General features: G+C 50.8%; 32 protein-coding genes and 1 tRNA gene. 17 read left to right on the top strand and 16 right to left on the bottom strand.

Features of this window, described 5'->3' with window-relative positions:
* Positions 1 to 21: 21 nt before the first annotated feature.
* Complete coding sequence (locus L3K52_07200) at positions 22 to 1,026, bottom strand: catalase family peroxidase (protein ID UOG93504.1); 1,005 nt, start codon at positions 1,024 to 1,026, stop codon at positions 22 to 24.
* Between the two features lie 251 nt (positions 1,027 to 1,277).
* Between L3K52_07200 and L3K52_07195 the strand changes: the two genes are divergently transcribed.
* Entirely contained in the window at positions 1,278 to 1,682 is a 405-nt protein-coding gene (locus tag L3K52_07195; GenBank protein UOG93503.1) for a thioredoxin family protein, read from the top strand.
* A 32-nt stretch (positions 1,683 to 1,714) separates the two neighbouring features.
* Positions 1,715 to 2,443 (top strand): cytochrome c biogenesis CcdA family protein, encoded by a 729-nt coding sequence (locus L3K52_07190; protein UOG93502.1) that lies wholly within the window; start codon positions 1,715 to 1,717, stop codon positions 2,441 to 2,443.
* A gap of 40 nt (positions 2,444 to 2,483) precedes the next feature.
* Here L3K52_07190 and L3K52_07185 read toward each other — a convergent pair whose 3' ends face one another.
* Positions 2,484 to 3,221, bottom strand: a complete 738-nt coding sequence (locus L3K52_07185; GenBank protein ID UOG93501.1) for a putative DNA-binding domain-containing protein — start codon at positions 3,219 to 3,221, stop codon at positions 2,484 to 2,486.
* Positions 3,218 to 4,069 carry a DUF692 domain-containing protein gene (locus L3K52_07180; GenBank protein UOG93500.1) on the bottom strand — a complete coding sequence of 284 codons (852 nt, stop codon included), beginning with the start codon at positions 4,067 to 4,069 and terminating at the stop codon, positions 3,218 to 3,220. Before L3K52_07180 ends, L3K52_07185 begins: the two co-directional genes overlap by 4 nt.
* 153 nt (positions 4,070 to 4,222) lie before the next feature.
* On the opposite strand from L3K52_07180, the gene L3K52_07175 reads away from it, so the two are divergent.
* Positions 4,223 to 4,510, top strand: a complete 288-nt coding sequence (locus L3K52_07175; protein ID UOG93499.1) for a hypothetical protein — start codon at positions 4,223 to 4,225, stop codon at positions 4,508 to 4,510.
* 65 nt (positions 4,511 to 4,575) lie between these two features.
* Here L3K52_07175 and L3K52_07170 read toward each other — a convergent pair whose 3' ends face one another.
* Positions 4,576 to 5,052, bottom strand: a complete 477-nt coding sequence (locus tag L3K52_07170; GenBank protein UOG93498.1) for a DoxX family protein — start codon at positions 5,050 to 5,052, stop codon at positions 4,576 to 4,578.
* Between the two features lie 157 nt (positions 5,053 to 5,209).
* Between L3K52_07170 and L3K52_07165 the strand changes: the two genes are divergently transcribed.
* Complete coding sequence (locus L3K52_07165; GenBank protein ID UOG93497.1) at positions 5,210 to 5,752, top strand: sigma-70 family RNA polymerase sigma factor; 543 nt, start codon at positions 5,210 to 5,212, stop codon at positions 5,750 to 5,752.
* Positions 5,749 to 6,456 carry an anti-sigma factor gene (locus tag L3K52_07160; protein ID UOG93496.1) on the top strand — a complete coding sequence of 236 codons (708 nt, stop codon included), beginning with the start codon at positions 5,749 to 5,751 and terminating at the stop codon, positions 6,454 to 6,456. The genes L3K52_07165 and L3K52_07160 overlap by 4 nt, the downstream gene beginning before the upstream one ends.
* A gap of 18 nt (positions 6,457 to 6,474) precedes the next feature.
* Here the strand turns inward: L3K52_07160 and L3K52_07155 are convergent, their stop codons facing one another.
* Together L3K52_07155 and L3K52_07150 are read right to left on the bottom strand one after the other, a co-directional pair.
* Positions 6,475 to 7,665, bottom strand: coding sequence for an ATP-binding protein (locus L3K52_07155; protein UOG93495.1), 1,191 nt, complete (start codon positions 7,663 to 7,665; stop codon positions 6,475 to 6,477).
* Positions 7,666 to 7,756: 91 nt separating this feature from the next.
* Positions 7,757 to 8,110, bottom strand: coding sequence for a YkgJ family cysteine cluster protein (locus L3K52_07150; protein UOG93494.1), 354 nt, complete (start codon positions 8,108 to 8,110; stop codon positions 7,757 to 7,759).
* A 135-nt stretch (positions 8,111 to 8,245) separates the two neighbouring features.
* On the opposite strand from L3K52_07150, the gene L3K52_07145 reads away from it, so the two are divergent.
* The 3 genes from L3K52_07145 to L3K52_07135 all read left to right on the top strand — a co-directional run bounded on the left by L3K52_07145 (position 8,246) and on the right by L3K52_07135 (position 10,027).
* Positions 8,246 to 8,725: a hypothetical protein gene (locus L3K52_07145; GenBank protein UOG93493.1), complete on the top strand. Its 480-nt coding sequence runs from the start codon at positions 8,246 to 8,248 to the stop codon at positions 8,723 to 8,725.
* 114 nt (positions 8,726 to 8,839) lie between these two features.
* Positions 8,840 to 9,310, top strand: a complete 471-nt coding sequence (locus L3K52_07140; protein UOG93492.1) for a hypothetical protein — start codon at positions 8,840 to 8,842, stop codon at positions 9,308 to 9,310.
* Between the two features lie 3 nt (positions 9,311 to 9,313).
* Entirely contained in the window at positions 9,314 to 10,027 is a 714-nt protein-coding gene (locus tag L3K52_07135; GenBank protein ID UOG93491.1) for a hypothetical protein, read from the top strand.
* Here the strand turns inward: L3K52_07135 and L3K52_07130 are convergent.
* Positions 9,994 to 13,203 carry an HsdR family type I site-specific deoxyribonuclease gene (locus L3K52_07130; GenBank protein ID UOG93490.1) on the bottom strand — a complete coding sequence of 1,070 codons (3,210 nt, stop codon included), beginning with the start codon at positions 13,201 to 13,203 and terminating at the stop codon, positions 9,994 to 9,996. The genes L3K52_07135 and L3K52_07130 overlap by 34 nt on opposite strands.
* Positions 13,204 to 13,351: 148 nt before the next feature.
* On the opposite strand from L3K52_07130, the gene L3K52_07125 reads away from it, so the two are divergent.
* Positions 13,352 to 13,573, top strand: coding sequence for a DUF6364 family protein (locus L3K52_07125; GenBank protein UOG93489.1), 222 nt, complete (start codon positions 13,352 to 13,354; stop codon positions 13,571 to 13,573).
* Positions 13,574 to 13,610: 37 nt separating this feature from the next.
* Here L3K52_07125 and L3K52_07120 read toward each other — a convergent pair whose 3' ends face one another.
* Positions 13,611 to 14,009, bottom strand: a complete 399-nt coding sequence (locus L3K52_07120; GenBank protein UOG93488.1) for a UPF0175 family protein — start codon at positions 14,007 to 14,009, stop codon at positions 13,611 to 13,613.
* Positions 14,010 to 14,140: 131 nt separating this feature from the next.
* Between L3K52_07120 and L3K52_07115 the strand changes: the two genes are divergently transcribed.
* Complete coding sequence (locus L3K52_07115) at positions 14,141 to 14,410, top strand: type II toxin-antitoxin system RelB/DinJ family antitoxin (GenBank protein UOG93487.1); 270 nt, start codon at positions 14,141 to 14,143, stop codon at positions 14,408 to 14,410.
* 62 nt (positions 14,411 to 14,472) lie between these two features.
* Positions 14,473 to 14,715: a type II toxin-antitoxin system YafQ family toxin gene (locus tag L3K52_07110; protein UOG93486.1), complete on the top strand. Its 243-nt coding sequence runs from the start codon at positions 14,473 to 14,475 to the stop codon at positions 14,713 to 14,715.
* A gap of 12 nt (positions 14,716 to 14,727) precedes the next feature.
* Here the strand turns inward: L3K52_07110 and L3K52_07105 are convergent, their stop codons facing one another.
* The 3 genes from L3K52_07105 to L3K52_07095 form a co-directional block, all read right to left on the bottom strand.
* Positions 14,728 to 15,915 carry a restriction endonuclease subunit S gene (locus L3K52_07105; protein UOG93485.1) on the bottom strand — a complete coding sequence of 396 codons (1,188 nt, stop codon included), beginning with the start codon at positions 15,913 to 15,915 and terminating at the stop codon, positions 14,728 to 14,730.
* Positions 15,912 to 17,984 (bottom strand): type I restriction-modification system subunit M, encoded by a 2,073-nt coding sequence (locus tag L3K52_07100; protein UOG93484.1) that lies wholly within the window; start codon positions 17,982 to 17,984, stop codon positions 15,912 to 15,914. Before L3K52_07100 ends, L3K52_07105 begins: the two co-directional genes overlap by 4 nt.
* A gap of 76 nt (positions 17,985 to 18,060) precedes the next feature.
* Positions 18,061 to 18,134 (bottom strand) — tRNA-Gly (locus tag L3K52_07095).
* A 58-nt stretch (positions 18,135 to 18,192) separates the two neighbouring features.
* Between L3K52_07095 and mutY the strand changes: the two genes are divergently transcribed.
* Both mutY and L3K52_07085 read left to right on the top strand, forming a co-directional pair.
* A complete protein-coding gene (mutY, locus tag L3K52_07090) occupies positions 18,193 to 19,236 on the top strand; it encodes an A/G-specific adenine glycosylase (protein ID UOG93977.1) in 1,044 nt (347 codons plus the stop codon).
* Positions 19,237 to 19,253: 17 nt separating this feature from the next.
* Positions 19,254 to 19,520 (top strand): oxidative damage protection protein, encoded by a 267-nt coding sequence (locus L3K52_07085; protein ID UOG93483.1) that lies wholly within the window; start codon positions 19,254 to 19,256, stop codon positions 19,518 to 19,520.
* Positions 19,521 to 19,529: 9 nt separating this feature from the next.
* On the opposite strand, the gene L3K52_07080 is transcribed toward L3K52_07085, so the two are convergent.
* Complete coding sequence (locus L3K52_07080; protein ID UOG93482.1) at positions 19,530 to 20,120, bottom strand: DUF1131 domain-containing protein; 591 nt, start codon at positions 20,118 to 20,120, stop codon at positions 19,530 to 19,532.
* A 114-nt stretch (positions 20,121 to 20,234) separates the two neighbouring features.
* Between L3K52_07080 and L3K52_07075 the strand changes: the two genes are divergently transcribed.
* The gene (locus tag L3K52_07075) at positions 20,235 to 21,113 is read left to right on the top strand and encodes a flap endonuclease (protein ID UOG93481.1); all 879 of its coding nucleotides are present in this window, start codon (positions 20,235 to 20,237) and stop codon (positions 21,111 to 21,113) included.
* A 57-nt stretch (positions 21,114 to 21,170) separates the two neighbouring features.
* Here the strand turns inward: L3K52_07075 and L3K52_07070 are convergent, their stop codons facing one another.
* Complete coding sequence (locus tag L3K52_07070; protein ID UOG93480.1) at positions 21,171 to 23,069, bottom strand: ATP-binding cassette domain-containing protein; 1,899 nt, start codon at positions 23,067 to 23,069, stop codon at positions 21,171 to 21,173.
* A 126-nt stretch (positions 23,070 to 23,195) separates the two neighbouring features.
* On the opposite strand from L3K52_07070, the gene L3K52_07065 reads away from it, so the two are divergent.
* From L3K52_07065 to L3K52_07055, 3 genes are all read left to right on the top strand, one after another.
* Positions 23,196 to 23,423, top strand: coding sequence for a type II toxin-antitoxin system Phd/YefM family antitoxin (locus L3K52_07065; protein UOG93479.1), 228 nt, complete (start codon positions 23,196 to 23,198; stop codon positions 23,421 to 23,423).
* The gene (locus L3K52_07060) at positions 23,420 to 23,812 is read left to right on the top strand and encodes a type II toxin-antitoxin system VapC family toxin (GenBank protein UOG93478.1); all 393 of its coding nucleotides are present in this window, start codon (positions 23,420 to 23,422) and stop codon (positions 23,810 to 23,812) included. The genes L3K52_07065 and L3K52_07060 overlap by 4 nt, the downstream gene beginning before the upstream one ends.
* Positions 23,813 to 23,939: 127 nt before the next feature.
* The gene (locus L3K52_07055) at positions 23,940 to 24,644 is read left to right on the top strand and encodes an outer membrane beta-barrel protein (protein ID UOG93477.1); all 705 of its coding nucleotides are present in this window, start codon (positions 23,940 to 23,942) and stop codon (positions 24,642 to 24,644) included.
* On the opposite strand, the gene dnaQ is transcribed toward L3K52_07055, so the two are convergent.
* The 3 genes from dnaQ to L3K52_07040 are packed head-to-tail and all read right to left on the bottom strand — an operon-like array spanning position 24,641 to position 26,590.
* Positions 24,641 to 25,360, bottom strand: coding sequence for a DNA polymerase III subunit epsilon (gene dnaQ / locus L3K52_07050; GenBank protein UOG93476.1), 720 nt, complete (start codon positions 25,358 to 25,360; stop codon positions 24,641 to 24,643). The genes L3K52_07055 and dnaQ overlap by 4 nt on opposite strands.
* On the bottom strand, positions 25,357 to 25,800 hold the full coding sequence (rnhA, locus tag L3K52_07045) for a ribonuclease HI (GenBank protein UOG93475.1): 444 nt from the start codon (positions 25,798 to 25,800) through the stop codon (positions 25,357 to 25,359). The genes dnaQ and rnhA overlap by 4 nt, the downstream gene beginning before the upstream one ends.
* Positions 25,790 to 26,590: a class I SAM-dependent methyltransferase gene (locus L3K52_07040; protein UOG93474.1), complete on the bottom strand. Its 801-nt coding sequence runs from the start codon at positions 26,588 to 26,590 to the stop codon at positions 25,790 to 25,792. The genes rnhA and L3K52_07040 overlap by 11 nt, the downstream gene beginning before the upstream one ends.
* Positions 26,591 to 26,605: the final 15 nt, after the last annotated feature.

Here is a 26,605-nt window from a genome sequence, read left to right as displayed (position 1 = left end):
AATCCTGTGGTAAATGGAAAGTTATTTACCACTTAGGCGTTTTCCAAAGGATACGGCGTAACCGGGTGAGCGGAACAGGAGAACAGGGTCATCGCTTGGCTTAATGCCATCCGCCATGATCAGCGGGTCAAAGTTGATTTTTTCGCATTCAGCTCCCTTTTGTGGCATTGCTGAGGTAATGCTTAACGTGCCGACTTTTATTTCTTTACGTTCCTTTGGCCATAATAAGGTTGGGTTGTTATCGGGATCACCGGGTTCGCCAAGGGTTAGCATCATGTCCCAACGAACCGGGCTTTCTTTAGCGCGATCAATCAGTTTCTGTTCAAGGAAATTGGCGGGTGAAGACTTGAGTTCGCTGTCAGATAGTGATTTTTCGCCATCCTGTGGGACAAAACGCCAGCGTACTGGAGTGGTTTTCTCGTCCTTATTGATAAATTTGAAGGTGTGAATGCCAAAATAACTACTGTTTGCCCAGCTAATGGGTGGGTTGTTTTTTTCCAGAAATTCGGCTTGTGGAAGGCTGTCAGGGTGGCTTGCCTTGAAAGCTTTGAGTTTTTCGGGATCCGGCTTGCCTGTAGCAGGGTCAGGCGTTTTAGCCACAATATCATCAAGGAAGGTTTGTGGGGTAGCCGCTCCAAATACGGGCGTATTGAGCATGGTTATGTGATGAAGGTTGTTGTCCGGTAACTTGAACTCCAACGCCATGCCCCGTGGATTTTTGGCGGTGTCCGGTATAGTAGGATTACCACTAGGGATGGAGAAGCGGGCAATCACCGGGATGGTTTTGCCTGAAAAGAGCACTGAGCGTGTGTAAGCAGCGGCTTCCGGCAAACCGATAAATTCACCGGCTGCACACGTTCCTTTAGTATGGTTGCGGCGTTCACCGATATGAACACCATACGTTTTTTCCAAGGCAGATACGACTTCATCGGCAGTGACTACTTTTTCCTCTGCCCAAAGTGGTGTTGTGAAAACTAGCGATCCGCTGAGTAAGCAGAGTGAAAGCTTTTGTGTTTTGGTGTGCATGATATGTCTGGTTCCTGTTGTGTGAATTCAGGACATATACACACCCGTTCGCTTGTTGGATGCAAAAAAATCAGTAGCACAAGGCAAAATCTAACCATAAGCGTTAATTTCGATCATCTCGCATCCACAACACAACAATCGGCGTACAGGTTTTAAGACTACTGCGAGACGCAAGGAAAGGGATCGTTAGTGCAAGGAAGCGGTGTCCGGTGGTGGCTCTTTTCGTTTTTTATTCAAGGAGTGCTTTAGTCATGCTGTCTATCTACGCAAAACAACGTTTTTCTCAGGGCTTGTTACTGATGCTGGCAACTTTCGCCTTTGCCGGAAATGCATTCGCGGCGGAAGTGCCATTTGATCGCGCCCAGTTTGTCGCAGCACAAGCCACTGGCAAGCCCGTGCTGGTACGTTTTCACGCGACGTGGTGTTCCACTTGCCGCGCCCAAGCCCCTGTCATTGCCGAACTATTGGCAGCGCCGGAAAATAAGGATGTCACCGCTTTTCTGGTCGATTTCGACGCGCAAAAAGATGTAGTGAAAAACTTTAAAGTGCCGATGCAAAGCACCCTGGTAGTGGTCAAAGGCGAAAACGAAGTCAGCCGCACCATCGGTGAAACCGACAAAACAGCTCTTGCGGCTGAAATCGCCAAAGCCCGTTAATCACCAACGCTAACGCTAAAAGGAAACCACGCATGGATATTGGTTTAGGGTCTTATGGGCTTGCCTTCGGAGCAGGCATCCTCTCGATTTTATCGCCTTGTGTTTTGCCACTCGTGCCGATTTTGGTTGGCACGGCTGCCAGCAGCCACCGCTACGGGCCGCTGGCATTGGCGGCGGGATTGATGGTGTCATTTACGGCGGCAGGCATCCTGATCCTGAGCATTGGCGGCTCATTGGGACTAGACCAATCCAGCCTGCGCTATGCGGGCGCAATCATCTTATTGGTGTTTGGCTTGATCCTGCTTTCCAGCGGCTTGCAGGCAAAGCTGGCATCCGCTACCAGTGGGCTGTCGGGGGCAGGCAATCAGTTGCTTTCCCATGTATCGCTGGATGGTTTGGGTGGACAATTTGTCATCGGTTTATTGCTGGGGATTGTCTGGAGTCCGTGTGTCGGCCCCACGCTGGGTGCGGCGATTGCGCTGGCAAGCCAAGGTCAGCAATTGGCAGAAGTCACCTTGGTGATGGCACTGTTCAGCCTCGGCGCGGGTATCCCCTTGATTGTGCTGGGAACGCTTTCCCGTGAAGCCATGCTGCGCATCCGTGGCAAGCTGATGAACGCGGGCAAACACGGCAAGCAAATCCTTGGTGTGTTATTGCTGGTGCTGGGGTTGTTCATCCTGACCGGGGTGGATAAACAACTGGAAACATGGGTGCTTGACCATGCTCCGGCGTGGCTGACCCAACTGGGAACAAGCATTTAACATCACGATTTCTAAAAGAGCGGTCTGTCTGGGGACAGTTTTAAGCTGCCCCCAGCAGTACTTGCTGCGAATGCAGTTGTTGCACGATCTGTACCGCAAATGCCAGTAGTTGGGTGGGTTCAGGATGCTGCATTTCCTGCGCGAGTTGCGCAACCGCCGCGTGAGTATCCAAGCCTTCCTGCAATAGCTGCAACAGGCGGGCAGTGACCGCATTGACCTCCACAAAATCCACTTTGCCTTGGGTATTGCGTAACAAAACAAGGTGGGTGGATTCCGGTTCATCAGGCTGAAAATCCGGGCTGATACGGTGAACCGGGTACTGGTAGCTTTGCAGCAACATGACGGGGTTCACGTTCCAGATTTTACGCGCTAATTCAGCACTGTCGGTCTCCAATGGTCGCCAGTCAACGTCAGCTTCATCCAGCATCAACGGTATTTCGACCCATTCGTAATGCGCCAACTCCAGTAAAAACGGCGGGCGGTCACTGAGCGCAGTCGAAGTGAGCCATTGCACAAATTCAGCCGGTATTTCCCGGAAATACGGCGTTTGGCAAGCATGATCGGCGTAAAACTGTCGCACCAAACCGTTCCACTGCCCGTCATCCAAAATGCTGCGCATAACAGGGAAACAGCTACTGAGAAAATCTTCCACATTATTGAATAACAGTTCCACGTAAACATCCATGCGCTGCGGGTTCACTCCGGCAGGGGCAGGGTTGGCTTGTGGGTTGCGCAAATGGGCGGCAAAGGTGCGTTGGTATTGTTCAGTGGCGTTCATGCGGCGTATTTCCTTTGCAAGTGAGCAATCTGTTCCACTTCAGGAAGGAGTTCTTCCAATGGCGGGATATTGTAATCGCGTTCCAGCAAGGTGGGGTGTACCCCAAACTGTGCATAGGTGAAATCCAGCAAGTCCCACACCGGGTCAATGATGGCTGCGCCGTGAGTATCGATCAGCAAGTTCGGTTCTTGTTGGTAATGCCCTGCCATGTGCAGGTAAACCACTCGCTCCTTGGGCAATTGACGTAAAAATGCGTAAGGGTCATACGCATGGTTGACGCTGTTGACGTACACATTGTTGACATCCAGATGCAGCAGGCAATCGGCTTCTTCCAATACCGCATTGATGAAGGTGGCCTCATCCATTTCACTGATGGGGGCTTGCAGGTAAAACGAAGCGTTTTCGATCCCGATACGCTCACCCAGTACATCCTGTGCCTGACGGATGCGGGCGACGGTATGTTTAATGGCATCCTCGGTAAACGGGATGGGGAGCAAGTCGTATAACTGCCCATGATCCGAACACCATGATAAATGCTCGGTATACAGTGGAATTTGATGGTCGCGCATGAACTGCTTGAGCTTGCCCAGCAAGTCTAGATTCAGCGGGGTTAAGCCACCCAGCGATAAGGAAAGCCCGTGGCACACAAACGGGAAACGCTCCGTGAAAGCCCGCAGACGTTGGCTGCTGACCTTGTCCGTTCCAATCCAATTTTCAGGTGCTATTTCAAAAAAACGGATGCAGTCAGGAACATGGTTTTCCAAGGTTGCCAAGTGGTCTCGGCGCAAGCCAAGCCCAGCACCTTGGAAACGAGGGAAACCGTTCGGATTAAGGAGGATTGTTTGCATGATCATTCCTGTTTCGGATTATGGTTATCGTCCATGCCTGTTACGTATCGACATGATGGTTGGATGCACTTTAAAAACTTTTTACAGAAATTGCATCTAAGTCTAAATACGCCGCGTATATGGCAACGAACCACAACAAAAGGAGCGTTCACGATGAAATCCAACAAACTTTCCATCGCCCTGTCTTTGGGTACGATCATTCTGGCGGGTAGCGCACTCACTGCGTGCAGTAACAACGGCACTTCCCCTTTTTCTGCCAAAAGTGCTGACACCACAACGCACGCAAAATCAGCGGACGGTTCTTGCGGCGCAAAAAAAGACGGTAGCTGCGGAGCCAAGCAAGACGGTTCTTGCGGTGCGAAAAAGGACGGTAGCTGCGGCGCAAAGAAAGACGGTTCTTGTGGTGCAAACAAGGACGGTAGCTGCGGCGCAAAAAAATAACGATTTGACATGTACTTGGTGACAGAAAGGGCTGCAATTAGCAGCCCTTTCCATGAAGCGAAACGTTAGGCGCGACTCAAGCGGTGACTCAGCGGGAAATCCAACGAGAATTTACCGGGGCCAAACACGAACACCGTCCAAATCATTGCGCCCCAGAACACGTGTTGCCAAAAACCACCCGCCCCTTCAATCGTAAACAGATACGGGTAGGCAATGACGGCCACAATATTAAACACAAACAATGCTAACGCCGCCGGGCGAGTCAATAACCCAATTGCCAACAATACCGGCAAGACCAATTCAGCCGCTGTCCCCAGATACGCGGCTAATTCGGGCGACAGCAACGGCACTGCATACTCGTCTTCAAACAGATAAAGTGTGCTTGACCAACTCTGGATTTTGGTCAAACCGGATGCAAAAAACACCCAAGCAACATAGACACGGAAACCCAGCAAGGTCAGCGGTTTCACAAATCCGTTTAAAGGCCAGCATTCCCCCATCAGGAAGCCGGATAACGTAATAGCTGTAATAGCTTGTTTCATCGAGAACTCCTTCGTCCTATTGTGTTAATGATGTCGATATACGCCCCCGTTCGGATAGCAGATGCAGGAAACGTTAAATCTGTCTACAATCAGTTTTTTCTGTGTGGCGTGCATCCAACAGCAGCCAGCCAACGTATAAGAATGCATAAGGAACATCATGGAACCACTGAACGAACTGCTGCAACGTAGCGGGCAAGGCGATGCAGCCGCCTTCCGGCAACTGTATGACGCAACGTCCCCGCGTTTGTTTGCGCTGTGCAAACGGCTATTGCGTGACGCGGCACTCGCGGAAGACGTGTTGCAGGAAGGCTTTATCAAAGTGTGGCATCACGCCGCACAATTCAGCGCCAGCAAAGCCAGTGCCATGACGTGGATGACCACGATCATACGCAACCAAGCACTCGACAAACTGCGCCAAGCCCAAAGCCGCCCGGTTGTGGTTGATGATGTGGAATACGAATCCCTGGAATTTGCCTCGTTAGAACCGGAGCCGGATGCGTTGCAACAAATGGGCGAAGATGCCCAGCGGCTGCTGTACTGCTTAGACCAGTTAAAACCGGAACAGCGCGACTGTATCCTGCAAGCCTTTTACCACGGGCAAACCCATGATGAGCTGGCGCAAGCGTTGGCAAAACCCTTAGGCACGGTGAAAGCATGGATACGGCGTGGATTGGAACAATTACGGGGGTGCTTACAATGAAGCGTTACCAAAATCCAGACATTTTTGAACATCTCGCGATGTCCTACGCGCTTGGCACCTTGCAGGGCAAAGCACGCCTGCGCTTTGAAAAATTGATGCGCAAACACCTCTATTTGCGGGCAATCACCAACGCTTACCAGCAACAATTTGCGCCATTGGCAGCCCTGATTCCCAGTGAAACGCCACCGGCGCGGGTATGGAATGCGATCAGCAAAGAATTGCAGTTAGGCAAATCTGCCAAGCCGCAAAAAAGCTGGTTCGCGAGTGTGTGGAGCCATATACCCGTAGCTGCATTTGCCGCCGTCGTTGCATCGGTTGGCACGGTGTTGCTCTTGAACCTTAGCACCCAGCCCGATATTTACATGGCGAATATGAAAACCCCGGTAAAACAAGACAAAATGGTCGTGGTTATGGTCTACCATGAAACGATGGAAATCGCCTTCGATATGCCTGCCGGTGCATTACCAGTCAAAGACAACATGATGCCAACCGTGTGGTGTATTCACAAAGACAGCAGCAAAAAGCCCATGCGGATAGGCACACTCACCGCCAATGCTGAAAATCGAATGCCCATTGATAAAGCAACTTGGAAGGAAATGGCGAATGTTAGCCAGTTTGCCATCAGCCTCGAACCGATGGATAAACCACCTAGCGACACCCCGCAAGGCAAAGTGATTTTTAGTGGCGAGCTGGCAGCGCTGTAACGGCTATGGCGCTAGGTTTCAAGCCATAGCCCATGCCGCTAATCCCTGTGCCGCTAACCCCTGTTTTTCCCGCGTTAAATTTAACACCCGTGTCTGTCCTATTTGATGGGTTTGCTCCCCGTTATACAGCACGATCCCGTTAGGCAAACAATCTGGGGAAACCGCCCGGAATGTGTCGATTCCTTTGAGAAACGCCGGGGAAAATGTGGCAGAGGATTTGATTTCCACCGGCAACAAGCCCTGACGCTGCCGAATCAGCAAATCCACCTCATTGCCCTGCGAATCCCGGTAAAAGTACAAATCCGGGCGCAATCCACGGTTCAAATGTGCCTTAAGGATTTCCAGAATCATCAGGTTTTCATACAAATTGCCACGTAACGGGTCACGCGCCACTTGTTCCGCTGATTGGATGCCCAGCAAAAATGCTGCCAGCCCGGTATCGGTAAAATATAACTTGGGCGACTTAATCACGCGCTTGCGGATATTGGCGAAAAACGGCGGCAATTCAAACAAAATATACGACGCCTTTAACACGCTTACCCAGTGTTGAATAGTGGTCGATGACACCCCTACATCATTGCCGAGTGATGAATAATTTACCACCTGCCCTACTCGCCCTGCCAACAAGACTAAAAACTGCTGAAAGCGGCTCAAATCTTTGATGTTTAAAATGGCTCGCACATCGCGTTCCACATAAGTCTGCAAATAGCCATTAAAGAAACGGTTAGGCTGCAATTGCTGGCTGTGCAAGCGCGGAAATGCGCCTTGGTAAATCAGCTCAAAAACATCCAATTCTGGCTGCACTTGGCGAATTTCCTCCAGCGTCAGTGGCAACAAAGTGAGCAAAGCCGTGCGCCCCGCTAGGGACTGACTAACCGCTGTATGCAAATCCGGCTGGTGACTGCCCGTCAGGATAAACATACCCGGCTGCTGCGCCTTATCCACAATGCCTTGCAAATAAGACAGCAAGATCGGCAAGCGCTGAATTTCATCCAGAATCGCGCCATTAGGCATCTGCGATAAAAAGCCACGCGGGTCGGTTTCGGCAGCAAGACGGGTATCCGGGTCTTCCAGCAAAAAGTAAGGCTTGTCAGGAAAGCATTGCTGAGCCAATACCGTCTTCCCAGACTGACGCGGCCCAAAGAGGGTAACAACGGGGTATTCCCGGCTGCTTTCCAGTAATTCTGGCGCAATATCACGCTTAATCATGGGTATGTTTCAATGCATAAAGGCTATAAAGACAACAGCTTAACTCTCGTCTTTGCAAATCTCAAGTTCAACTTGAAATCTGCAACATTGATCACAACAGCACTTGCCGGGTTTCCCGCAAAAACTGCCATACTTGCTGCTCAACTGTTGGAGCAAGCAATGCATCAGGTTTTCTACCCCTAGGGCAAGCCAAGCGCAGCGTTGTTCCGAACACGCGGCAAATCAGCGGGCGTTCCGCATACACTGTGCAACCCTGTTCCCCCAAATAGGGGCAACGCCAATCAGCCAATGCCTCGGCATGTTCCGCTTCGCTTTTAACGGGTAGCTCTGCAATTTCCTCACTGGATGCCGTGACCGGCCCGCAACAATCATGGCAACCCGGCTCGCAGGCAAATGCAGGAATATTGCGGCGTAAAAAACGTATGATCTGGTAATTTTGGGTCATGTTAGCCTTCGGGTGCAATCTTGCTGCGCACAGACAACAAAGACAAAGCATTCTAGGGAATTCAATCCGCAAAATACAGCGATACCGTGATGACTCGTGTATGCTAACTGCTGTGTTTTAACTGGAGATTGCTTGATGTTACGCTGGTTCTTTGCCCAACCTTTACACATGCGCATTGCCATTATGATTGCGCCAATACTCGCCATCGGCGGCTGGGGCATGATGGATCTGTGGGTCACAAAAGACCAACCCAAGCCGACAGTAGAGCAGCAAGTTGCGATGCTGCCGCTGCAATTGCAGGGCGAATGCTTTCTCGCCACCAACCAGTGTCTGCTACAACACGATAAAATGAAGGTTGCGATGCTGCTTAAAGATTCCGGAAAACAGGGCATTGTGCGGATGGAAATTATCCCCGACACCAATATTCGCGGCATCCAAATGTCCTTGGTGCAATTGGAAAATGAACACCAAATCGTGGTGGAATCCACCCCGGATGGCAATCTGTGGTTTGCCGAATTCCCCGATAAATTGCTTACACCCTCACCGTCAGCATTGCGGATTGCGCTGGCAAAGTTTGGCTCGGTATCCTTTGCCGAAATTCAGCCGCACTTCTGAACACAAAAGGCTCTGCGGAGCCTTTTCTTGCCTTAAATCATTGCCTGTCTACGCTGCTGTCCTTATCCTAGCCACTAATAAAACAAATACTTTCACCCGCTAGTGAGAAAATACATGTCTGGACTCGTTTTTTATTACCAAAACCGTTTGCCATGCGCCGCATTCAGGGTGCTGGAATCTGCTATTAAATTACATGGTAAGCACCGCATTATTACGCAGTTTGATGAATTCGCCATCGACGCTTACGTGCTGGCGGACTCCCCGACCTCGCGCATTGTCGCCATTGATTTTGACAACACCATCACGGCAGACGTGGATTTCTATCTCGATTTAATCGACGCTTACCGCAGTCGTGATTGGGAACCTGTCGTTTGCACCCTGCGTGATGATGACCATGAGAATTTGGTGGAAATTCACGACAAATTGCATGATGCAGGCATTCGGGTCTACACCACCGATGGTAAGAAAAAACGTGCCTTTATGCTCCACGAAGGCATCAGTGTTGGGATGTGGATAGATGATTATTTTCCCGCCATTACCCAATTCGGTACGCCTTTGCTTATCAGAAACGGAATAGAGTACTGATTTATGGATACCGTAGCACCACTCGACTCTAGCAAAGAAATCCTCGACTGCTTCCTCAGCGGCAAGTTCAAACGCATGGACTGCCCACAGTGCGAGAACACCTTCCTCACCAAAGTCTACGAAATGAAATGCTTCGATGGCGGCAATAAACTCAGCGTGAAATGCGCGGAATGCAAACGGCTATTCACCGCTGACACCGGGAGTGATGCTTGGCAAAACTACGTTATTCTGGAAAAACAGTCGTTAGGGCTGGAATATTTTCTGGATGCTATCGAAAAGCACCAGCTCACCCGTGTGCCATTTGCCCGCCGCGTGGGGGTGTTGGATGAAGAGGGGCAACCGCTTGACCCCGCCTGTATCCACTTATTCACGTTTGAAGAACCCGATTACCGCATCATCTACGTGATGGAACGCTTGGAGCATTTGGATGAAGCCGATTCTGCTTTTTTCACCGAACACGTCCACGAAATCGACTGGATGGAAGAGGCCGAACGTATCAAAGTCTGGGGCTACGTCGCCGCGCACTATGGCGATGAGTTAGCGAGTGACATGCGCAAGCTCTGCAAATATTACCGCGAACACCCAAAATACCTTAACTGGGATTTGCACGGCGATAACCTAATGCGCCAAGTGAAAGATGGCAAGATTGTGATTATGGATCCGTTCGCGCCGAAGATGGGCGATTACATGGAAGAGTGGCTATACACATGCTGGTAAACCACATGACCTTTCAGCGCTAATTCCGCATCAGGGTAGGCGGCGGCAGGCAACCATTGCAGGCGTTCATCAATCAGCGTGCGGACTTGGGCAGTCACTTGAACGCTTTCCCGCCAACGCGCTATTTTCAGTTGTTCGGCTTTCAAGGTTGCCAAGGTTTCTGTTGCCACCTGTTTAACCTGCTGGCGTTCTGCGAGATTAAGTTCTGGTTTTTTCAACAGATCGAAAATCGCCAGCGTTTCCTCATCCAAACATTCACGCATGGCTCGCTCGGTTTCTGGGCTGAGGATGTTTTTTACAAAATCACTCAATTTATCAAAGGCTTGTTGCACCGCCTGCTGATCTTTGCCTGCGTTGTAGGCTTTAATAATCGCTTGGTACTTCATGTAAAACGCTAAGCGGGTCGGATTCGCTTGCAGCATTTGCGTAAGCCGTTGCTCAATGGCTTGCTGGAGATCAAATACCACGGTGTTCTTTTGGATGGATTTAGCAAACGCTGCCCGCAATTTGTCAAAATCGAGTGTACTCAAATCCACGTAAGTGTCTTCAAAGCGATCGTCTTCTTTAGCACCGTCCAACGTACTCACGCTGATGTTCACTTCTTGCTGAAGCTGGCGAATAACAGCGGTAATATCCGCCGTTTTGGTTTTCTGGTTAAGCTGGGCGTAAATGGCTTCAATCGCATTAAAAGCAGGCGTGTAGGGCTTCACCAATGGCTCAAGACACAAGGCATTGTATTTGCGAAACACCTGCCGCGCCGCGAATTCGTATTGGGTGCGCGTGGTTTCATTTAAGGATACTGCTTCGCGGGCTTGCCGCAATGCCGCCAATTTTTTTACGGCACTGACCGCCTGAATCAAATTATCCAGTTCAAAACCGACCGCCAGCAAGTAATCGCGCACCGTCACAATGGCGGCACTGAGTTCGGATTCCATTGCCTCCAACAGCTCAACGGGATGATCGTCCCCTGGCTTTTTCTTGCCTTTGCCGCCCTCGCCATACACGGCATAGGCTTTTTCGAGCTGTTGGTAGACATTGCCGTAGTCGATAATCAACCCGTTTTCTTTTTCATCGTCATACACACGATTGGCGCGGGCAATGGTTTGCATCAAAGTATGCCCTTGAATCGGTTTATCCAAATACACCGTCGACACACAGGGCGCATCAAAGCCGGTAATCCACATCGCGCACACAATCGCCAAACGAAACGGGTTAGCGTCGTCTTTGAATTCGGTTTCCAGATCACGCTCCACCATTTTCTGGCGGTGCGGTTTAATCTCCAGCCCCAAGTCAGCAAACGTCTTTAACTCGTTTTGTTCAGGGCTGACCACCACACACACTTCGGTGGTTTGGACTCGCTGTAATTGACGCTTGAGTTTTTGCGCTTGCTGCTCATCCTCAGCGGTATTGATACGCTGTTCCAACTCACTGACGTATTCCGACCAATAGCCCATGATAAAATCATACATCCGCACAGCGGTGGGTTTGTCTAACGCCACGAACATGGCTTTGCCTTGATAACCACGCCCGTTGAAATGCCACACCAAATCCCGCGCAATGGCTTTTAAGCGGTGTTCTGCCGTCAAAACCGGATAATCGCGGGCAAAGGCACGTTTGAGTTTGGCGAGTTGCGCCGCATCCAACTCCTCTTCGTTGATAATCGCCGCCATGCGCTCATCGAGTTGGGGGTTTTCAATATGCAGCTTCTCGCCTCTGTTTTGGTAACGCAAGGGCAAGGTGGCATTGTCAGCAATCGCCTTTTTAAAATCATACACCGACACGTAATCACCGAAAATATTCTTGGTAATTTCATCCTCTTCATCAATCAGCGGTGTGCCGGTGAAACCCAGATACGACGCATTCGGAATAGCACTAAAGCGCATATTACGAGCAAATGTACCACCCTGCGTGCGGTGGGCTTCATCGGAAATCACGATAATATTGGCACGCTCTGTAATCAGCGGATAAACGCTTTCCTGTTTCGGATCAAACGAAAATTTGTGAATCAAGGTAAACACATAGCGGTGATTGTCTGCCAACAACTCGCGCAAATGTTCGCGGCTTTTGGCACGCACGCCCCGTTTCGGTAATTGGCTCGGCAATGCCCCACAACCCGAAAACGTATCGTACAACTGGTTTTCCAATTCGCTGCGGTCAGTGACCAGCAAAAAAGTGTAACTACCGCCAAACTTGCGCAGTAATTTCTGGCACATAAACACCATCGAATACGACTTGCCCGACCCTTGCGTATGCCAAAACACGCCGAGTTTTCCCTTTAAATCGTCAAGCGTGCGGGCTTGAGTCAGCACCTTATTCACGCCGAGAAACTGGTGGTTTTTCGCCATGATTTTCGCGAGATCATCGCCCTGCCCGTCGAATAACAGAAAATTTTCGAGCAAATCCAGCAAACGGTTTTTTTCGCACGTACCGCGTAGCAAAGTATCAAGACTAACTTCGCCTGCATCATCTTCTTCGTAACGTTTCCATTCTTGAAAGAATTTGAATGCGCTGGTCAGCGTGCCGACCCGTGCATCCGTGCCATTACTGAGGATGATAAACGCATTGCAATGGAATAACGCGGGAATTGTGCCTTCGTGATTTTTGCCACCTTTATAGTCGGTCAAATTCTCGGTGTAGCCATTGTGTAAATCGGTGTGATGGGCTTTCAGCTCGAAAAACACCAAGGGAATGCCGTTCACAAAGCCAATAATATCGGGGCGCTTTTCGTAGAGTTCGCCCTTGATGACGAGCTGGCGCACGGCGAGGAAGTGGTTTTTCTCTGGTTCTTGGAAGTTAAACACCCTGAGCTTTTTCTTGTGCAACACGCCTTTCGCATCTTGATAACTCACCTCCACCCCTTGCGTCAGTAAAGCGTGCTTGGCTTTGTTAATGTCCGCCAGTTTTTTTCCCACGTCGGCTTGTTTGAGTTGTTCGATGGCACTGTGATAAGCGGCAGTGGGAAGATCGGGGTTGAGTTGTTTAAGGGCTGCCATGAGATAGCGTTGCAAGATCACTTCGGTGCGGTTAGCGCGACCGAGTAAACCGTCGCTGCGGTCGGGCATTCTAGCAAACGTTTCCTTGTGCCATGCGGTGACGACTTGCCAGTTTAAATCCAACAGGATTTCTTCGGCGGCAGCCTCCACCAGTGCATCTTCGGAATATTCGTAGCTCATCATCGCCCCCACAGGAATGTGCAGCCTTGCCCAAGGCTGCTGAATACGGCGATTTTATCGACATACCGCGCTGAATGATAGCGGCTTAACATTGCAAATGGGCTGACACCACACCACAATCTATTTATTACTGTTATACGGAGGCTGCGTAATGAATATTACCTTTTCCATAGATGACAAAGTGGTTAACGATGCCCGCAAAATTGCGCAGGATATGGGCAAAAGCCTCAACCAAATGGTTCGGGAATACTTGGAGCAATTGACTCGCCAACAGCAAGCCAATGCCAGTTTCAATGAGTTTTTATGCCTTTCAGGGCAAGGTGACTCCAACGGTTGGAAATTCAATCGGGATGAACTGCATGAAAGAGTGTAGTTTCTTCGACACCAACTTATTGGCAGTGTCAAAATCGTCAATCCGTTATTGTAATCAATGAGCTGGCATCACTATGATCACAGGCAGCAAGCGCATCCTCTAATTCACGTTCGAGTTCTTCGGGTGGGTAGTCCACCGCATCAATGCCGCTTGCGCCTAGCAGTTCGATGAAAGATGACAAATCCATGTTGGCGAATTTTGCAGCTTTGGCTAGGGTCAACTGGCGGGATTGCACCATGTTCAAAATGACACGTTTGACATTGTGTGCTTCCATTTCATCAATCAAACCGAGTAATTCCTGATGCTCTGCGACGCTTAATGTTTCTGCTTGTCGTTTGTGATCTAGCTCTGAGAAACGTTGCTGTTGTATCTCGGATAATCCGCTATTAGTAGTACCGAGCAGCGTTGCTTCTTGGTCTATTTGAACCGTCGGCATGACCTGTTACCTATGGTAATTCGATAGTAAAAGTGTAGCATGAGGCGAATTCACCGCGTTACGTATCGGTTTGCTTTTCCTGCTCTTGTCACTACAATGAAACTACACTGTTTTTTTCTAGGGTGAAGTTTATGTCCCGCTCAGTTTCCTATCAAATACGGCTTTCACACGATGAGAAAGCCGCCGCTTTTTCCGTGTTTCGTGAGTTGGGGATTACCCCCGCGCAAGCCGTCCGCCTATTTCTTCAGCAAGTGGTTGAAACCCGGTCTATTCCCTTCCCGATCAAAAAAACCGACCGCTGCCCCGTTGGTGATGGACACATCCCAAACGACCAACTAGCACGGGATTTACTCAAGCCTGACAGCGAAAAAGGCTACACCCCCTTTTCTTTCGCTGAGTAACGACTCTAAGCCCTATGCGAGAAATAACGCAATCAAACCGCTTCAAGCGGGAATACAAGCTGATGAAAAAACGGGGAAAGGATTTGCAGAAAATAAACGCTGTCATCCTGATGTTAGCCAATGACGAAGACTTACCCCCGGCACTGTGTGACCATCCGTTAAGCGGGAATTTCGTTGGTTTTCGTGATTGCCATGTAGAACCCGACTGGGTACTGATCTACAAGAAAACAGATGATCAGCTTTTGGAGCTTCAAGAGCTACGGCTAGAGGCAACAGGCACACACTCGGACTTGTTCAAGAAATAGCTTCAGCGAGTGTTACGCCACCCGCGCCAACAACGCCTCCGGCACTTCCACCTGATCCACGTCCATCACGCCCGTCATCAAACGCGGCAACAAAATTTCCCGCGCCTCCCGCAATAACTCGTTCTGCTTTTTCAAATTAAAAACAGTTATAAAAGTGGGTTTAACTTTTTCTTCAAAGCGGTCGATTAACTCAGAAATCGGCGATATTATTTTCATGGCATACGCCGCATTTCTATTTAGCCCAGGCACGGCAGCATCATTATTAATAAACTCTACACTTTTGAGCGCGAAATAAGCGAAATAAAGCGATTCTTTGGATTCAACGTAGTAAGTCGTATCCATCGGGAAAAAAGGCTCTTGACTCCAAAATACTGAGCCAACATTGCCTTTCCTTCCGACAATAATACCGGGCGCATCAACCAAGCTAACATCATGATAACCAAAAATACCAGCAGAACTGTAAATAGGTACTTTGCCTTCTCTTTTCTCATGGCTTCTTAAGCCTTTGCCATAATGAAAGATCATCATATTACCTAGTGGTATTTTCGCCCACCCATCCGGCAATCCGGTTTCCTTATCCCACTGCGCGGTTTCATGCCCCGGAAACTTCATCCGCACAAACCATTCTTCGTAGGTGATTTGTGCCATTTCTTCCAAGAGCTTGATACGTTGCAGATTATTCTCGATAAGGTCGTCGTAAGCCGAAAGAATCGCCGCGATTTTCTGCTGTATTTGCAACGGTGGCAGGTAAATCTCAAATCTTGGGACATTGGTTAACGGAATACGATCAACCGTTGAACCACTTAAAATATTTCCCTCTACTTCAGATTTCCATAATGGACTAAGAAAGTAGTGAAAAAGAAAATCGACGTTTACCTTCTTCTTATTCGGTCGAATAAGCGCCATTCTTCGTCCCAAACAACCACGAAAATTAGCAGGAATTTTAGCATAACGATGAAGTGTCGCTTCGTATGAAAAAACAATATCGTCTTTTTGTGGAGTAACACGCCTAGTCCATGTTGCAAAATCATCTTCTGCAATATAGCGAATATCGCTTAAATCAAGTCGTCCATCTTCGGTAACGTTCTTTATTCCAAGAAATATTGCACCTGATTCACTTTCTTTAGGTGTTGCATGGGGTCCATCATACAAGCCGTCATATACTGCTTCTAAATTAACTTTTTGCCATTCAAAAATCATAATTTAGTTTCCTGAATAGCCGTCATCAAGGTATTAGCTTCACGATGAAGGGCGGAGAGTTCAGCGTGGATTTCGGTGATGCGTTTTTGGTAGTCGAAGGCTTCGTTGACATCGACGGTGTAGCCGACGTAACGACCGGGCGTGAGGCTGTAATCGTTCGCGGCGACTTCCGCCAAATCGACGATTTTGCACAAGCCTTCCACATCCCGATACGCGCCATCAGGAAAATAATCCTCCAACGCCTGCCAATCCTTCACCGCCTGTTTCAGGCTCACCAATTCATCGCTGTTTTTTTCAAAATAGCCCTTCACCAACGCCCCCAACGTTTTTAACAACTTACCCTGCGCATCCAATTGCTTTTTCAACGCCTTATTATCAGGCGTACCCTGCACAGATTTTTCCAACGCCGCAAACGCTTTACGGGCTTGTTCCCACGACGCTTGATAGCCTTCCAGCCCAGCACTCAACACTGCCACCGGCTGTTCAAACACACCGCACAAAGCGCGACTACTCGCCAACGTCAGCGCTTCATCAACAATAATTTCCGCCCGCAATTCCGCAATATCCCACTCCGTGCCTTCCAACACCCCCAAACACGCCCGCCGCAACCCTTCCGCCGCCGCCCGCAACGTAATCGCCACATCCGCAATATTGGCTTCATGCTGTTCTGCCGCGTGGCGAATCGCGTCTTTATCACCCCGATACGCCGCCATCATCGCGCTGAAATTCACCAACTGCCCCGGCGAATAATCGTTAATGGTATTCGTGACCACACGGAACGTAGCCCGCGCATCAATCATCAGGATTTTGTCTTTATTCGCCGCCCGCTTACCCTTATCCAAAAACCACACATGGCACGGCAACGAGCGCGTGTAGAAAAAGTTATTCCCCACCGACACAATGCAATCCACCGCCTGCGTTTCGATCAACGTCTGCCGAATCAGCTTCTCGCTATTGCCCGCATCGGTCGCAGAACTCGCCATCACAAACCCCGCCCGCCCCTTCGCATTCAGGTAATGGTAGAAATACTGAATCCACAAATAATTGCCATTATCCGCCGCCGGAATTCCCAAACGCGGCGGCGCTTTCTTCTTTTTATCGGTGTCGGCATCATCGGCGGTAACGGCTTCCACCTTGCCAAACAAACGCACGTCGTTTTTAACGTACTGGTTATCCTTATCGACTTTTTTCACATTAAAAGGCGGATTCGCCATCACAAAATCGCATTGCCCCACTAACTCATGCGGGTCAGCCAAAAAGCTGTTGGCTTCCAAAATCTTGCCATCCAAGCCATGAATCGCGAGGTTCATTTTCGCCAACTTCACGTTATTGGATTTTAATTCCGTGCCGTAGCAACGAATCGCCGCATTGACAGAAGCCACCCGCCGGTTTTCTTCCAAGAAATGTCCAGTTTGCACAAACATCCCGCCAGAACCACACGCCGGGTCATGAATCACCCCGCGATCCGGCTGAATCAGGTTCACGATCAACTGCACCAAAGCGGGCGGCGTAAAGAATTCACCGCCTTCCTGCGCCCCCGCGCCATCCATCGAAAACTTCATCAGAAAGAATTCGTAAATACGCCCGAACACATCACCCGTCAGGTTCTTAACGCTGTCTTTATTGAACACGCGGATCAGTTCGCGCAACAGCTTATCGCCCTCACCTTCACTCGCGAGTTCGTTATAATTTTTCGGTAAAACCCCTGCCAATTCAGGGTTGGCGGCTTCAATCAGTGCCATCGCGTTATTCAGTGCATCGCTGATCGACTCGCCTTCCGGTCGGTTTGCCAAATAGTCGTACCGCGACATCTCAGGAATGAACATTGCGCCCTCACCCTTGAATTGATCGGGTGATAACAACTTTTGGGTACGCCCCGGCGCAACGGGTGGCAAATTGGCTTCGAGTCGCACTTTAGCCTGTTCAAAACGGTTTTGCGCGTAACGCAATAAAATCAAGCCCAACACAGGTTCTTTGTATTCGGCAGCCGTGAGTTTCGAGGTCGCACGCAAGGTATTCGCGCTATCCCAAAGATCGGCTTCGAGCTGTCTGATTTCTTTTTGGTTCAAGGGGGTCACATCCGGTGAAGGGGGTTTAAACAGAAGCCGGAATTATACGGAGATTTGACAGATGGCGGGGGAAATTTGGAGCGGGTGATGGGAATCGAACCCACGTATGCAGCTTGGGAAGCTACCGTTCTACCATTGAACTACACCCGCTTATTGAGATAGTGTCAGCAGATCGCTATTGTAGTGCGTTTTCGCCGAGACAACAATGATGATGATGACATTTGCTGGCAAAGTACTGGCGTGGTTCGACCGGCATGGGCGCAAAGACTTGCCTTGGCAGCAAAATCCCACCCCTTACCGTGTCTGGGTGTCGGAAATTATGCTGCAACAAACCCAAGTCACCACCGTCATTCCCTACTACGAACGCTTTATGCAACGCTTCCCCGATGTGCAATCGCTCGCCGCTGCACCGCCAGACGATGTGCTGAAACTCTGGGAAGGCTTAGGTTATTACAGCCGCGCCCGCAACCTGCACAAAACCGCACAACAAGTCCGCGACATCTACGCAGGCGAATTCCCTACCGACATGCCCGGCATGGAAACCTTACCCGGCATTGGGCGTTCCACCGCCGCCGCCATTCTTTCACTCAGCCACGGGCAACGCGAAGCCATTTTGGATGGCAACGTCAAGCGTGTATTGGCACGTTACCACGCCGTAGCAGGCTGGGCAGGCGAACCACGTGTGCAAAAACAACTCTGGGCATACGCCGAACAACACCTGCCCGCTGAGCGCAATGCCGCTTACACCCAAGCCATGATGGACATGGGCGCAACCCTCTGCACCCGCAGCAAACCGCTGTGCCTGCTTTGCCCCTTGCAAGACAATTGCCAAGCGTTTAAACAAGGCAAACCACAAGCCTACCCCGGCAAACGCCCGCCAAAAGCGCTACCCGAAAAAACCGCGCTGGCGTTGCTATTACGCAATACTGCGGGCGAATTACTGTTGCAACAACGCCCCCCAACCGGCGTTTGGGGCGGATTGTGGAGTTTCCCCGAATTTGCCGATGAAACCGCCATGCATGACTGGCTGGCACAGCATTTCGCCCCGACACAGACCATTGCAACCCGTTTACCCGTATTAACGCACACGTTTTCGCATTATCGCCTGCATTTACAGCCCTTGCAGCTCGATTTAGACGCGCAACCCGCACGGATAATGGAAGGCAACGGCTGGCTCTGGTATAAAGCAAACACCGAATATACCGGCGGGCTGTCAGCCGCTGTCCGCCAATTTTTCCAGACCATTGACTGAATCACTGAGGAAAACACATGACACGCATGGTGAACTGCATCCATTTAGGCCGCGAAGCCGAAGGCTTAGACCGCCCCACTTACCCCGGCGCCTTGGGCGTGAAGATTTACGAAAACGTTTCCAAAGAAGCCTGGGGCAAATGGTTGAAACAACAAACCATGTTCATTAACGAATACCGCCTCAGCACCATCAACCCCAAAGACCGCAAATTCCTGCAAGAAGAAATGGAAAAATTCTTCTTTGGCGAAGGCGCGAGTGCGATTGATAATTTCAAGCCGGTCTGAAGAAACCCCTCAGTTGGCAGGTGGTTTCCAGATCATGGCTTCCATCTGCCAATTGGCTAATACATCTTTCGGCGGCACTGAACCATCCGGGCCATTCCATGTACCGCCAAACAAATACAGCACATTGCCAGTTTTCGGCGCGTAACACAGCACTTTGCCAGATAATTCCTCCGCCCCAGCGCGACACTCTTCGGTTTCACCGTAGGCATAGACTTCGTTGAAACGGCTACCCAGCGCATGACCCAAGCCATTACCGATCAAATTATCGTGCACCATGACCGAAAACACTTTTTCGTGTTTCGCATCAGGGTTAATGCTCAACAGCGGTTTTAAATCCTGACTAACGGTGATAATCGGGTATTCCTGACCTTCCGCATAATTGATGCGCTGTGCAACATTTAAACCCTGAAAAGCCATGGTAATGTCATGCAGGTTGAATGGCGTATTGCCGTTGATTGGCCCAATGCCATCCACCGACAGCATTTCGATGGGTTTAACGGTCGGTTGCACCACGGTATTGGCTTGATCGTCACAAGCAGTCACACTCAACAACGCCACGGTTGCGCCTAACACCCATCTCTTTCCAGCCAAACGTTGCATATTCGCTCCTTTACTTAATCGCCGCATCAACATTCTTCCATAAAAAGCCCAGCCGTGCATTTTTATGCTTCCCTGTTTATAGTCCAGAACCTTAGCCATCACCTGAAAAATACCATGCCTGAAAATCCCGTCTGGCTGATTGATGCCAGCATTTATGTGTTCCGCCCGTGGTTCATTCGCCAACCCATGGTGTTAGATCGTGAGGGCAATCCCGTGAATGCGGTGCTGGGTTTCCTACGCTTTATTTACAACCTGCTGCAAACCGAACAACCGCAGCGCATTGCGTTTGCTTTCGACATCAGCCTGCAAACCTCCACCCGCAAAGCCATCTACCCCGCCTACAAAGCCAACCGCACCCCTGCCCCCGCCGAACTCAAAATGCAATTCCAACTGTGCCGCGATTTTTTGGATGCGCTCGGCATTGTGCAAGCCGCCAGCCCGCATTTTGAAGCCGATGACGTGATCGGTACGTGGGCAAAACAGCAACGCAATAACGGGCAAGCCTGCATGATTATCAGCGGCGACAAAGACTTAGCGCAATTGGTCGGGGAAGGTGATATTTGGTGGGATTACGGCAAACGCACGCCGCTGCCGCCCGGTGGTGTGAAAAAAGAATTCGGGGTCTGGCCTGCGCAAATCGCCGATCAACTCGCGTTGGCGGGGGATGTGGCGGATAACATTCACGGCATTCCGGGCGTGGGCATGTCGACCGCCGCCAAACTGTTGCAGAAGTTCAGCAGCGTGGAAGTATTGCTATCGCGCATCCCCGACATCGGGCTGATGAAAACGCGGGGGGCAAAACGCCTGCAAGAGTTGGTCGAGGAACATCAAGCCACGGTACGACTGGCACGGCAATTAACCGAGATTTATTGCGACGTGCCGGATGTGCCGCTGGATTTACGGCGTAAGGCTAAAGATTTGGTGCAGTTGCAGGCATTGTGCGAACGGTTGGGGCTGACAGAACAACAATTTCACCTATGGCAAAACGTGTAGGGGCGTATTGCATACGCCCATCCCCGCACGATTTAAGAGGGCGTATGCAATACGCCCCTACGCATCATCCGTCATGCCCATGTCGTATTCTTCGCTGCGCTCCATCCATTCCATCTCAACCTCCTCCAATTTGGCATCGAGGTTGCTTTTGTCGAGCACCAGTTGCTTGAGCTTGTGGCGGTTGGCATCGCTGTAAATGTCGGGGTCGGCAAGCTGTGCTTCTAACGCGACTTGTTGTTGCTGGAGCTTGTTCATTTCCTGCTCCAACTTGTCGATCTTTTTCTTTAAGGGCTGTAACTGTTTGCGCTTCTCGGCGGCTTCGCGGCGCTGGTCTTTACGTCCGGCGGAGGTGTGCGCGGCAGCTTGATCACCCGGTTTGCTGGCAACTTCTTCCGCACGGAAACGGTTTTGCAACCACGCCGCGTAGTCGTCGAGATCGCCGTCGAATTCCAGCGCTTTGCCGCTATCCACCAGCAACAGCTTGTCGGTGACGGTTTTGAGCATGTGGCGGTCGTGCGAGACGATGACCATTGCACCCTTGAATTCCTGCAACGCCATGCTGAGGGCGAGGCGCATATCGAGGTCAAGGTGGTTGGTTGGTTCGTCCAGCAGCAGCAAATTCGGGCGTTGGTAGATCAGCAAAGCCAGCGCTAGACGCGCTTTTTCGCCACCGGAAAAGGGCGCAATCGCTTCTTCCACTCGTGTGCCTTGGAACGCAAATCCGCCAAGGAAATTGCGCAAATCTTGTTCGCGAGCTTGTTTATCCATGTCGCGCAAATGTTGCAGCGGCGATTGATCCACTTTGAGTTGTTCGAGCTGATGCTGGGCGAAATAGCCAATTTTGAGGTCGGGGGCTTGCCAGCTTTCACCGGCTTGCGCTGGCAATTGTCCGGCAAGGAATTTGATCAGGGTAGATTTACCCGCACCGTTGGGGCCGATCAGCCCGATGCGGTCGCTGGGGAAAATTTGTAACTCCACTTTTTCAATGATGGTTTTGTCGGCGTAACCGAGGCGTGCTTCGCGCACATGCAACAAGCGATCCGGCAACTTTTCGGGGTCGCGGAAGCTGAAATGGAATTGCGAATCGACATGCGCGGCGGAGATGACTTGCATCCGTTCCAAGGCTTTGAGGCGGCTTTGTGCTTGGCGGGCTTTAGTGGCTTGGGCGCGGAAACGGTCAACATACTTTTGCATGTGTTCGCGTTCGCGCTTTTGCTTTTCGTAAGCGGATTGCTGTTGAGCGAGTTTTTCCGCACGGGTGATTTCAAAGGTCGAATAGTTGCCGGTATAGAGCGTCAGGCGGCTGTGTTCGATGTGGGCAATGTTGGTGCAAATCGCGTCGAGGAATTCGCGGTCATGCGAAATCAGCAGCAGCGTGCCACGGTAATTTTTCAACCAATCTTGCACCCAGATGACAGCATCGAGGTCAAGGTGATTGGTCGGTTCGTCGAGCAGTAACAGGTCGGAACGGCACATTAGGGCTTGCGCGAGGTTGAGGCGCATCCGCCAGCCGCCGGAAAAACTGCTGACGGGGTTATGAATTTGTTCGGGTTTGAAACCGAGTCCGTGCAGCAAGGTGGCAGCGCGGCTTTCAGCGGTGTAGCCGTCGATGGCATCGAGGCGGGCGTGGAGTTCGCCGAGGTGTGCGCCGTCGGCGTGTTCGAGTTGCTGGCGCAGGCTGACGTATTCGGTGTCACCTTCGAGCGCGTAATTGAGCGCGGACTGGTCGGTGGCGGGCGTTTCTTGCTGGACGTGCGCGATGACCCACGCGGGCGGTATCGAAAAATTGCCCGTGTCTTGGTGCAATTCCCCGCGAATCAGCGCGAACAGGGTGGATTTGCCGACACCGTTCGCACCCGTAACCCCGACGTTCTGACCGGGATGGATGCTGAAGGAAGCGGATTCGAGCAGGGCTTTGGCGCCGCGCCGTAGGGTTAGGTCGGAGAAGACTAGCATGGGTTGGTTCTATCGCTCATTCTGATGCCGTAACGAATGGGCGAGTATATCACCAAACCTAGCACTCTTTTCACTTGCCAGCATCCAACAGCTTAGCTAGACTTATGACTAACCAAGGAGCCAACCATGCAAGTCAACATCCACGAAGCCAAAACCCAACTTTCCCACCTCATACAATGCGTGCTGAACGGGGAAGAAGTCATCATTGCCCGCAACAACCAGCCCGTGGTACGCCTGCAAGCACTCACCAAACCACCTGCCAAACGCAAGCTCGGCTCACTTCGCGGTTTAGTCAAACATATCGCTGCTGATTTCGACGCACCACTGGATGATTTTCAAGAATACATGGTATGAGAGCATTATTGGATACGCATACCTTGTTATGGCTAGTCGATAGCCCAGACAAACTGCCTGCCGCAGTCACAGCCATCTGCGAAGACGAAAACAATGCCCTATTCATCAGCGTTGCCAGCTTTTGGGAACTGTCGATCAAAATGAGCTTGGGCAAAATTGAACTCGAAGATAACGCGCTGGCAAGGCTGCAAACCTGGTGTGACGAGAATACTGTGCAACTACTGCCCATGCAGGTCAGCCATTGCCAACAAGTGCAAACCTTACCATTCCATCATCGTGACCCGTTTGACCGTTTGCTGATTGCGCAAGCCATCTGCGAGAAATTAGTTCTGCTCAGCGCTGATGGACATTTCGCTGATTATGCGGTTGATGTCATCTGGAAACATTAACTGAACCCTCCACACCAATCATCTGCCAAACACCCCACTTCATCGAATCCCCTCACCTTAATTAATCATACAGCCGTAAAATCAAGGTCATAAAATCTGTTATTAGACTACTTTCAGGACACCCCCCATGAAAAAGTTTCTTGTCGTCAATGCTGGTCTTGCCGCGCTCATGGGTTCAAGCATGGCAGAAGCAGGCTTTTCCCCTTATTACGCTGGAGCAGCCATTGGTGCATCCCAAAACAACGGCAATGAAGCCCAATTTTGTGATGAATGCACTGGCTCACAATTCACCATGCACAAGAAAAATACCGGCGGCGCCAAAGTCCACAAAGTCTACGCGGGTGCCAATTTAAACCCGGTGTTTGGCGTCGAAGCGGAATATGCCAATCTTGGTGACACCTACGCTATCGACATGTACCGCCCCGAATTCGGCATTCCCGGCGGACGCGCTGAATACGCCAAAGCCCGTCAAAAAACCCGTGGCATCGGCATCAGCGCCAAAGCCAATCGCCGCATTACCCGCAAGACCTCGGTCTACGGCAAAGCCGGTGCATTTGCTTGGGAAAATAAAAACAGCATGGATTACACCAACCTCGACGGCATCAATGAACGCTACAAAAGCACCGACCGGGGCGTCAGCCCAACGGTAGGGCTTGGCGTTGAACACGAAGTCACCGATAAAATCAGCATTCGGGTGGGGTGGGATCGCACTTTTGACACCGGCAGCAGCGACCGTTTCTTGGAGTTGGATGCGAATAAAAACGTTGTTGATCTACACAGCGTTAAAACCGACACCGACATGATCTACGTCGGCGCAACCTTTAACTTTTAAACCGACGGCGGGGCAAATAAACACTTGCCCCCAGCCTTCGTGATAGCGGCAATACGTTCCGCATGTGCCGCCAATTCATCTTCACTTGCCGGAATTACCCGCAAGCGACTCACGTCTGCCGTCACGCGCCGAATGACTGCTCCACCTTGTTGTCCGTCACGATTGCCATCTTCTGCCCCTAGCAACAAGCTGACTTGCCCGCCCGTCATTGCTAGGTAGACATCCGCCAAAATCTCCGCATCCAGCAACGCGCCATGCAACGTGCGGTGAGCATTATTGATTTCGTAACGCTTGCACAACGCATCCAAACTGGCGCGTTGACCGGGGAACAATTGCCGTGCCATCCGCAACGTATCGGTCACGCTGCAATCATCCGTGATCGGCTGATGCGCCGGGTTCACCAAGCGCAATTCGTGATTAAGGAAACCAATATCAAACGGCGCATTGTGGATAATTAGCTCAGCCCCACGCACATACGCGAGAAAATCATCCATAATCGCTTCAAAACGCGGCTTATCTGCCAGAAAATCATTGGTGATGCCGTGAACTTCAATCGCCCCCGCATCAATTTCGCGATCCGGTTGCAAGTAAACGTGGAAATTATTCCCCGTCAAGCGCCGGTTGAGCATTTCCACGCAACCGATTTCGATAATGCGGTGCCCCTCTTTCGGTTCAAGGCCGGTGGTTTCAGTATCGAGGATAATTTGGCGACTCATAATTTCTTCTCGTCGATGGCTTGATTAGCCAATTGATCTACCCGTTCGTTTTCGGCGTGTCCGCTATGGCCTTTCACCCAGCGCCAATCAATCTTGTGTTGGGCGGAAGCGATATCCAGACGTTGCCACAACTCTTGATTTTTGACCGGCTTGCCCGCTGCTGTTTTCCAGCCTTTGCGTTTCCAACCGGCTAACCATTCGGTAATGCCTTGGCGGACGTATTGGGAGTCGGTGGTTAATATCACGTCGCAGGGGCGTTTCAACGTTTCCAAGGCTTGGATGGCTGCCATCAGTTCCATTTGATTATTGGTAGTCAGCGGTTGATAGCCATAGAGTTCGCGCTCTACACCATTATAGCGTAGCAAAGCACCCCAACCACCCGGCCCCGGATTGCCACGGCACGCCCCATCGGTGAAAATTTCAACGGCATTATTTGACATCTTTTGGCTCTTTACGGGACGCACGCCCTGCCCCCGGATTCACAATCATCCCCGGACGCAACAACGGTTTTACCTTACGCGCAGGCAATAACGGCGTCATATTGGATACTTTTTTCTGCACATGAATAACGTACACATTGCCCGTCATTAAGCGGTACTGACTGCCCAAATGGTCTAACCAACGTGTCCGTTTGAAGAGGTAATCGCCGCCAAATACCGGGCAAAAACCAGCCGATGCGGTTTCACACACTTCAAACCCTAATACGCTCAACCATTCACGCACCCGAAACGTGGAATAAAACTGGCAAGGCCGAGCTTTAGGGTTATGCCAGTAGCGCAGTTGCGCCAATCCCTTGAAACTCATCGGGTTAAAACCAATCAAGATGCAATGGCCTTCCGGCACCAACACCCGCTCAATTTCACGCAACACTTGATGCGGGCTATGCATACAATCCAACGCGTGGCTGGCAACGACCAGATCCAAGTTATTTAAGGCAAACGGCAATTGTTCAGGCGTGCCGACAATACTGGCTTGTTCACCGGGCAATATGCCTAAAGAAAACTGGCTCGCCACCCGTGATTCTTGCAAAAATGAATGCTGCCCCGCCAACACACCCGTTTCCAGCGCGTAATAGCCGAAAATGTCCGCGCTCATCCGACTGACAATGCTTTGCACCCGCGCCAAGGTTGCCTGCCCTGCCGACGTAGCGTACCAATCCCGACACAGTTTGACTCCGGCGGGTGGCAATGAAGTGGTAGAGGTGGCGTTCAGCGATTTTTCCTTGTTCACAAGTGACAGACGTAT

This window comes from Candidatus Thiothrix sulfatifontis (assembly GCA_022828425.1).
Classification (GTDB): domain Bacteria; phylum Pseudomonadota; class Gammaproteobacteria; order Thiotrichales; family Thiotrichaceae; genus Thiothrix; species Thiothrix sulfatifontis.
The sequence above is the reverse complement of the archived record's forward strand: the minus strand, read 5'-3'. Positions and strand labels throughout refer to the sequence as shown.

Bases quoted from the DNA above. Each gene is read 5' to 3' on its own strand.
- L3K52_07185 (UOG93501.1), bottom strand. From the start codon at position 3,221: ATGAACGCCACTGAACAATACCAACGCACCTTTGCCGCCCATTTGCGC.
- L3K52_07065 (UOG93479.1), top strand. From the start codon at position 23,196: ATGCAAGTCAACATCCACGAAGCCAAAACCCAACTTTCCCACCTCATA.
- L3K52_07160 (UOG93496.1), top strand. From the start codon at position 5,749: ATGAAGCGTTACCAAAATCCAGACATTTTTGAACATCTCGCGATGTCC.
- rnhA (UOG93475.1), bottom strand. From the start codon at position 25,800: ATGTCAAATAATGCCGTTGAAATTTTCACCGATGGGGCGTGCCGTGGC.
- L3K52_07055 (UOG93477.1), top strand. From the start codon at position 23,940: ATGAAAAAGTTTCTTGTCGTCAATGCTGGTCTTGCCGCGCTCATGGGT.
- L3K52_07190 (UOG93502.1), top strand. From the start codon at position 1,715: ATGGATATTGGTTTAGGGTCTTATGGGCTTGCCTTCGGAGCAGGCATC.
- L3K52_07195 (UOG93503.1), top strand. From the start codon at position 1,278: ATGCTGTCTATCTACGCAAAACAACGTTTTTCTCAGGGCTTGTTACTG.
- L3K52_07120 (UOG93488.1), bottom strand. From the start codon at position 14,009: ATGCCGACGGTTCAAATAGACCAAGAAGCAACGCTGCTCGGTACTACT.
- L3K52_07170 (UOG93498.1), bottom strand. From the start codon at position 5,052: ATGAAACAAGCTATTACAGCTATTACGTTATCCGGCTTCCTGATGGGG.
- L3K52_07155 (UOG93495.1), bottom strand. From the start codon at position 7,665: ATGATTAAGCGTGATATTGCGCCAGAATTACTGGAAAGCAGCCGGGAA.
- L3K52_07150 (UOG93494.1), bottom strand. From the start codon at position 8,110: ATGACCCAAAATTACCAGATCATACGTTTTTTACGCCGCAATATTCCT.
- mutY (UOG93977.1), top strand. From the start codon at position 18,193: ATGATGATGACATTTGCTGGCAAAGTACTGGCGTGGTTCGACCGGCAT.
- L3K52_07135 (UOG93491.1), top strand. From the start codon at position 9,314: ATGGATACCGTAGCACCACTCGACTCTAGCAAAGAAATCCTCGACTGC.
- L3K52_07110 (UOG93486.1), top strand. From the start codon at position 14,473: ATGAAAAAACGGGGAAAGGATTTGCAGAAAATAAACGCTGTCATCCTG.
- L3K52_07145 (UOG93493.1), top strand. From the start codon at position 8,246: ATGTTACGCTGGTTCTTTGCCCAACCTTTACACATGCGCATTGCCATT.
- dnaQ (UOG93476.1), bottom strand. From the start codon at position 25,360: ATGAGTCGCCAAATTATCCTCGATACTGAAACCACCGGCCTTGAACCG.
- L3K52_07125 (UOG93489.1), top strand. From the start codon at position 13,352: ATGAATATTACCTTTTCCATAGATGACAAAGTGGTTAACGATGCCCGC.
- L3K52_07130 (UOG93490.1), bottom strand. From the start codon at position 13,203: ATGATGAGCTACGAATATTCCGAAGATGCACTGGTGGAGGCTGCCGCC.
- L3K52_07105 (UOG93485.1), bottom strand. From the start codon at position 15,915: ATGATTTTTGAATGGCAAAAAGTTAATTTAGAAGCAGTATATGACGGC.
- L3K52_07180 (UOG93500.1), bottom strand. From the start codon at position 4,069: ATGCAAACAATCCTCCTTAATCCGAACGGTTTCCCTCGTTTCCAAGGT.
- L3K52_07140 (UOG93492.1), top strand. From the start codon at position 8,840: ATGTCTGGACTCGTTTTTTATTACCAAAACCGTTTGCCATGCGCCGCA.
- L3K52_07175 (UOG93499.1), top strand. From the start codon at position 4,223: ATGAAATCCAACAAACTTTCCATCGCCCTGTCTTTGGGTACGATCATT.
- L3K52_07060 (UOG93478.1), top strand. From the start codon at position 23,420: ATGAGAGCATTATTGGATACGCATACCTTGTTATGGCTAGTCGATAGC.
- L3K52_07080 (UOG93482.1), bottom strand. From the start codon at position 20,120: ATGCAACGTTTGGCTGGAAAGAGATGGGTGTTAGGCGCAACCGTGGCG.
- L3K52_07200 (UOG93504.1), bottom strand. From the start codon at position 1,026: ATGCACACCAAAACACAAAAGCTTTCACTCTGCTTACTCAGCGGATCG.
- L3K52_07165 (UOG93497.1), top strand. From the start codon at position 5,210: ATGGAACCACTGAACGAACTGCTGCAACGTAGCGGGCAAGGCGATGCA.
- L3K52_07115 (UOG93487.1), top strand. From the start codon at position 14,141: ATGTCCCGCTCAGTTTCCTATCAAATACGGCTTTCACACGATGAGAAA.
- L3K52_07070 (UOG93480.1), bottom strand. From the start codon at position 23,069: ATGCTAGTCTTCTCCGACCTAACCCTACGGCGCGGCGCCAAAGCCCTG.
- L3K52_07075 (UOG93481.1), top strand. From the start codon at position 20,235: ATGCCTGAAAATCCCGTCTGGCTGATTGATGCCAGCATTTATGTGTTC.
- L3K52_07085 (UOG93483.1), top strand. From the start codon at position 19,254: ATGACACGCATGGTGAACTGCATCCATTTAGGCCGCGAAGCCGAAGGC.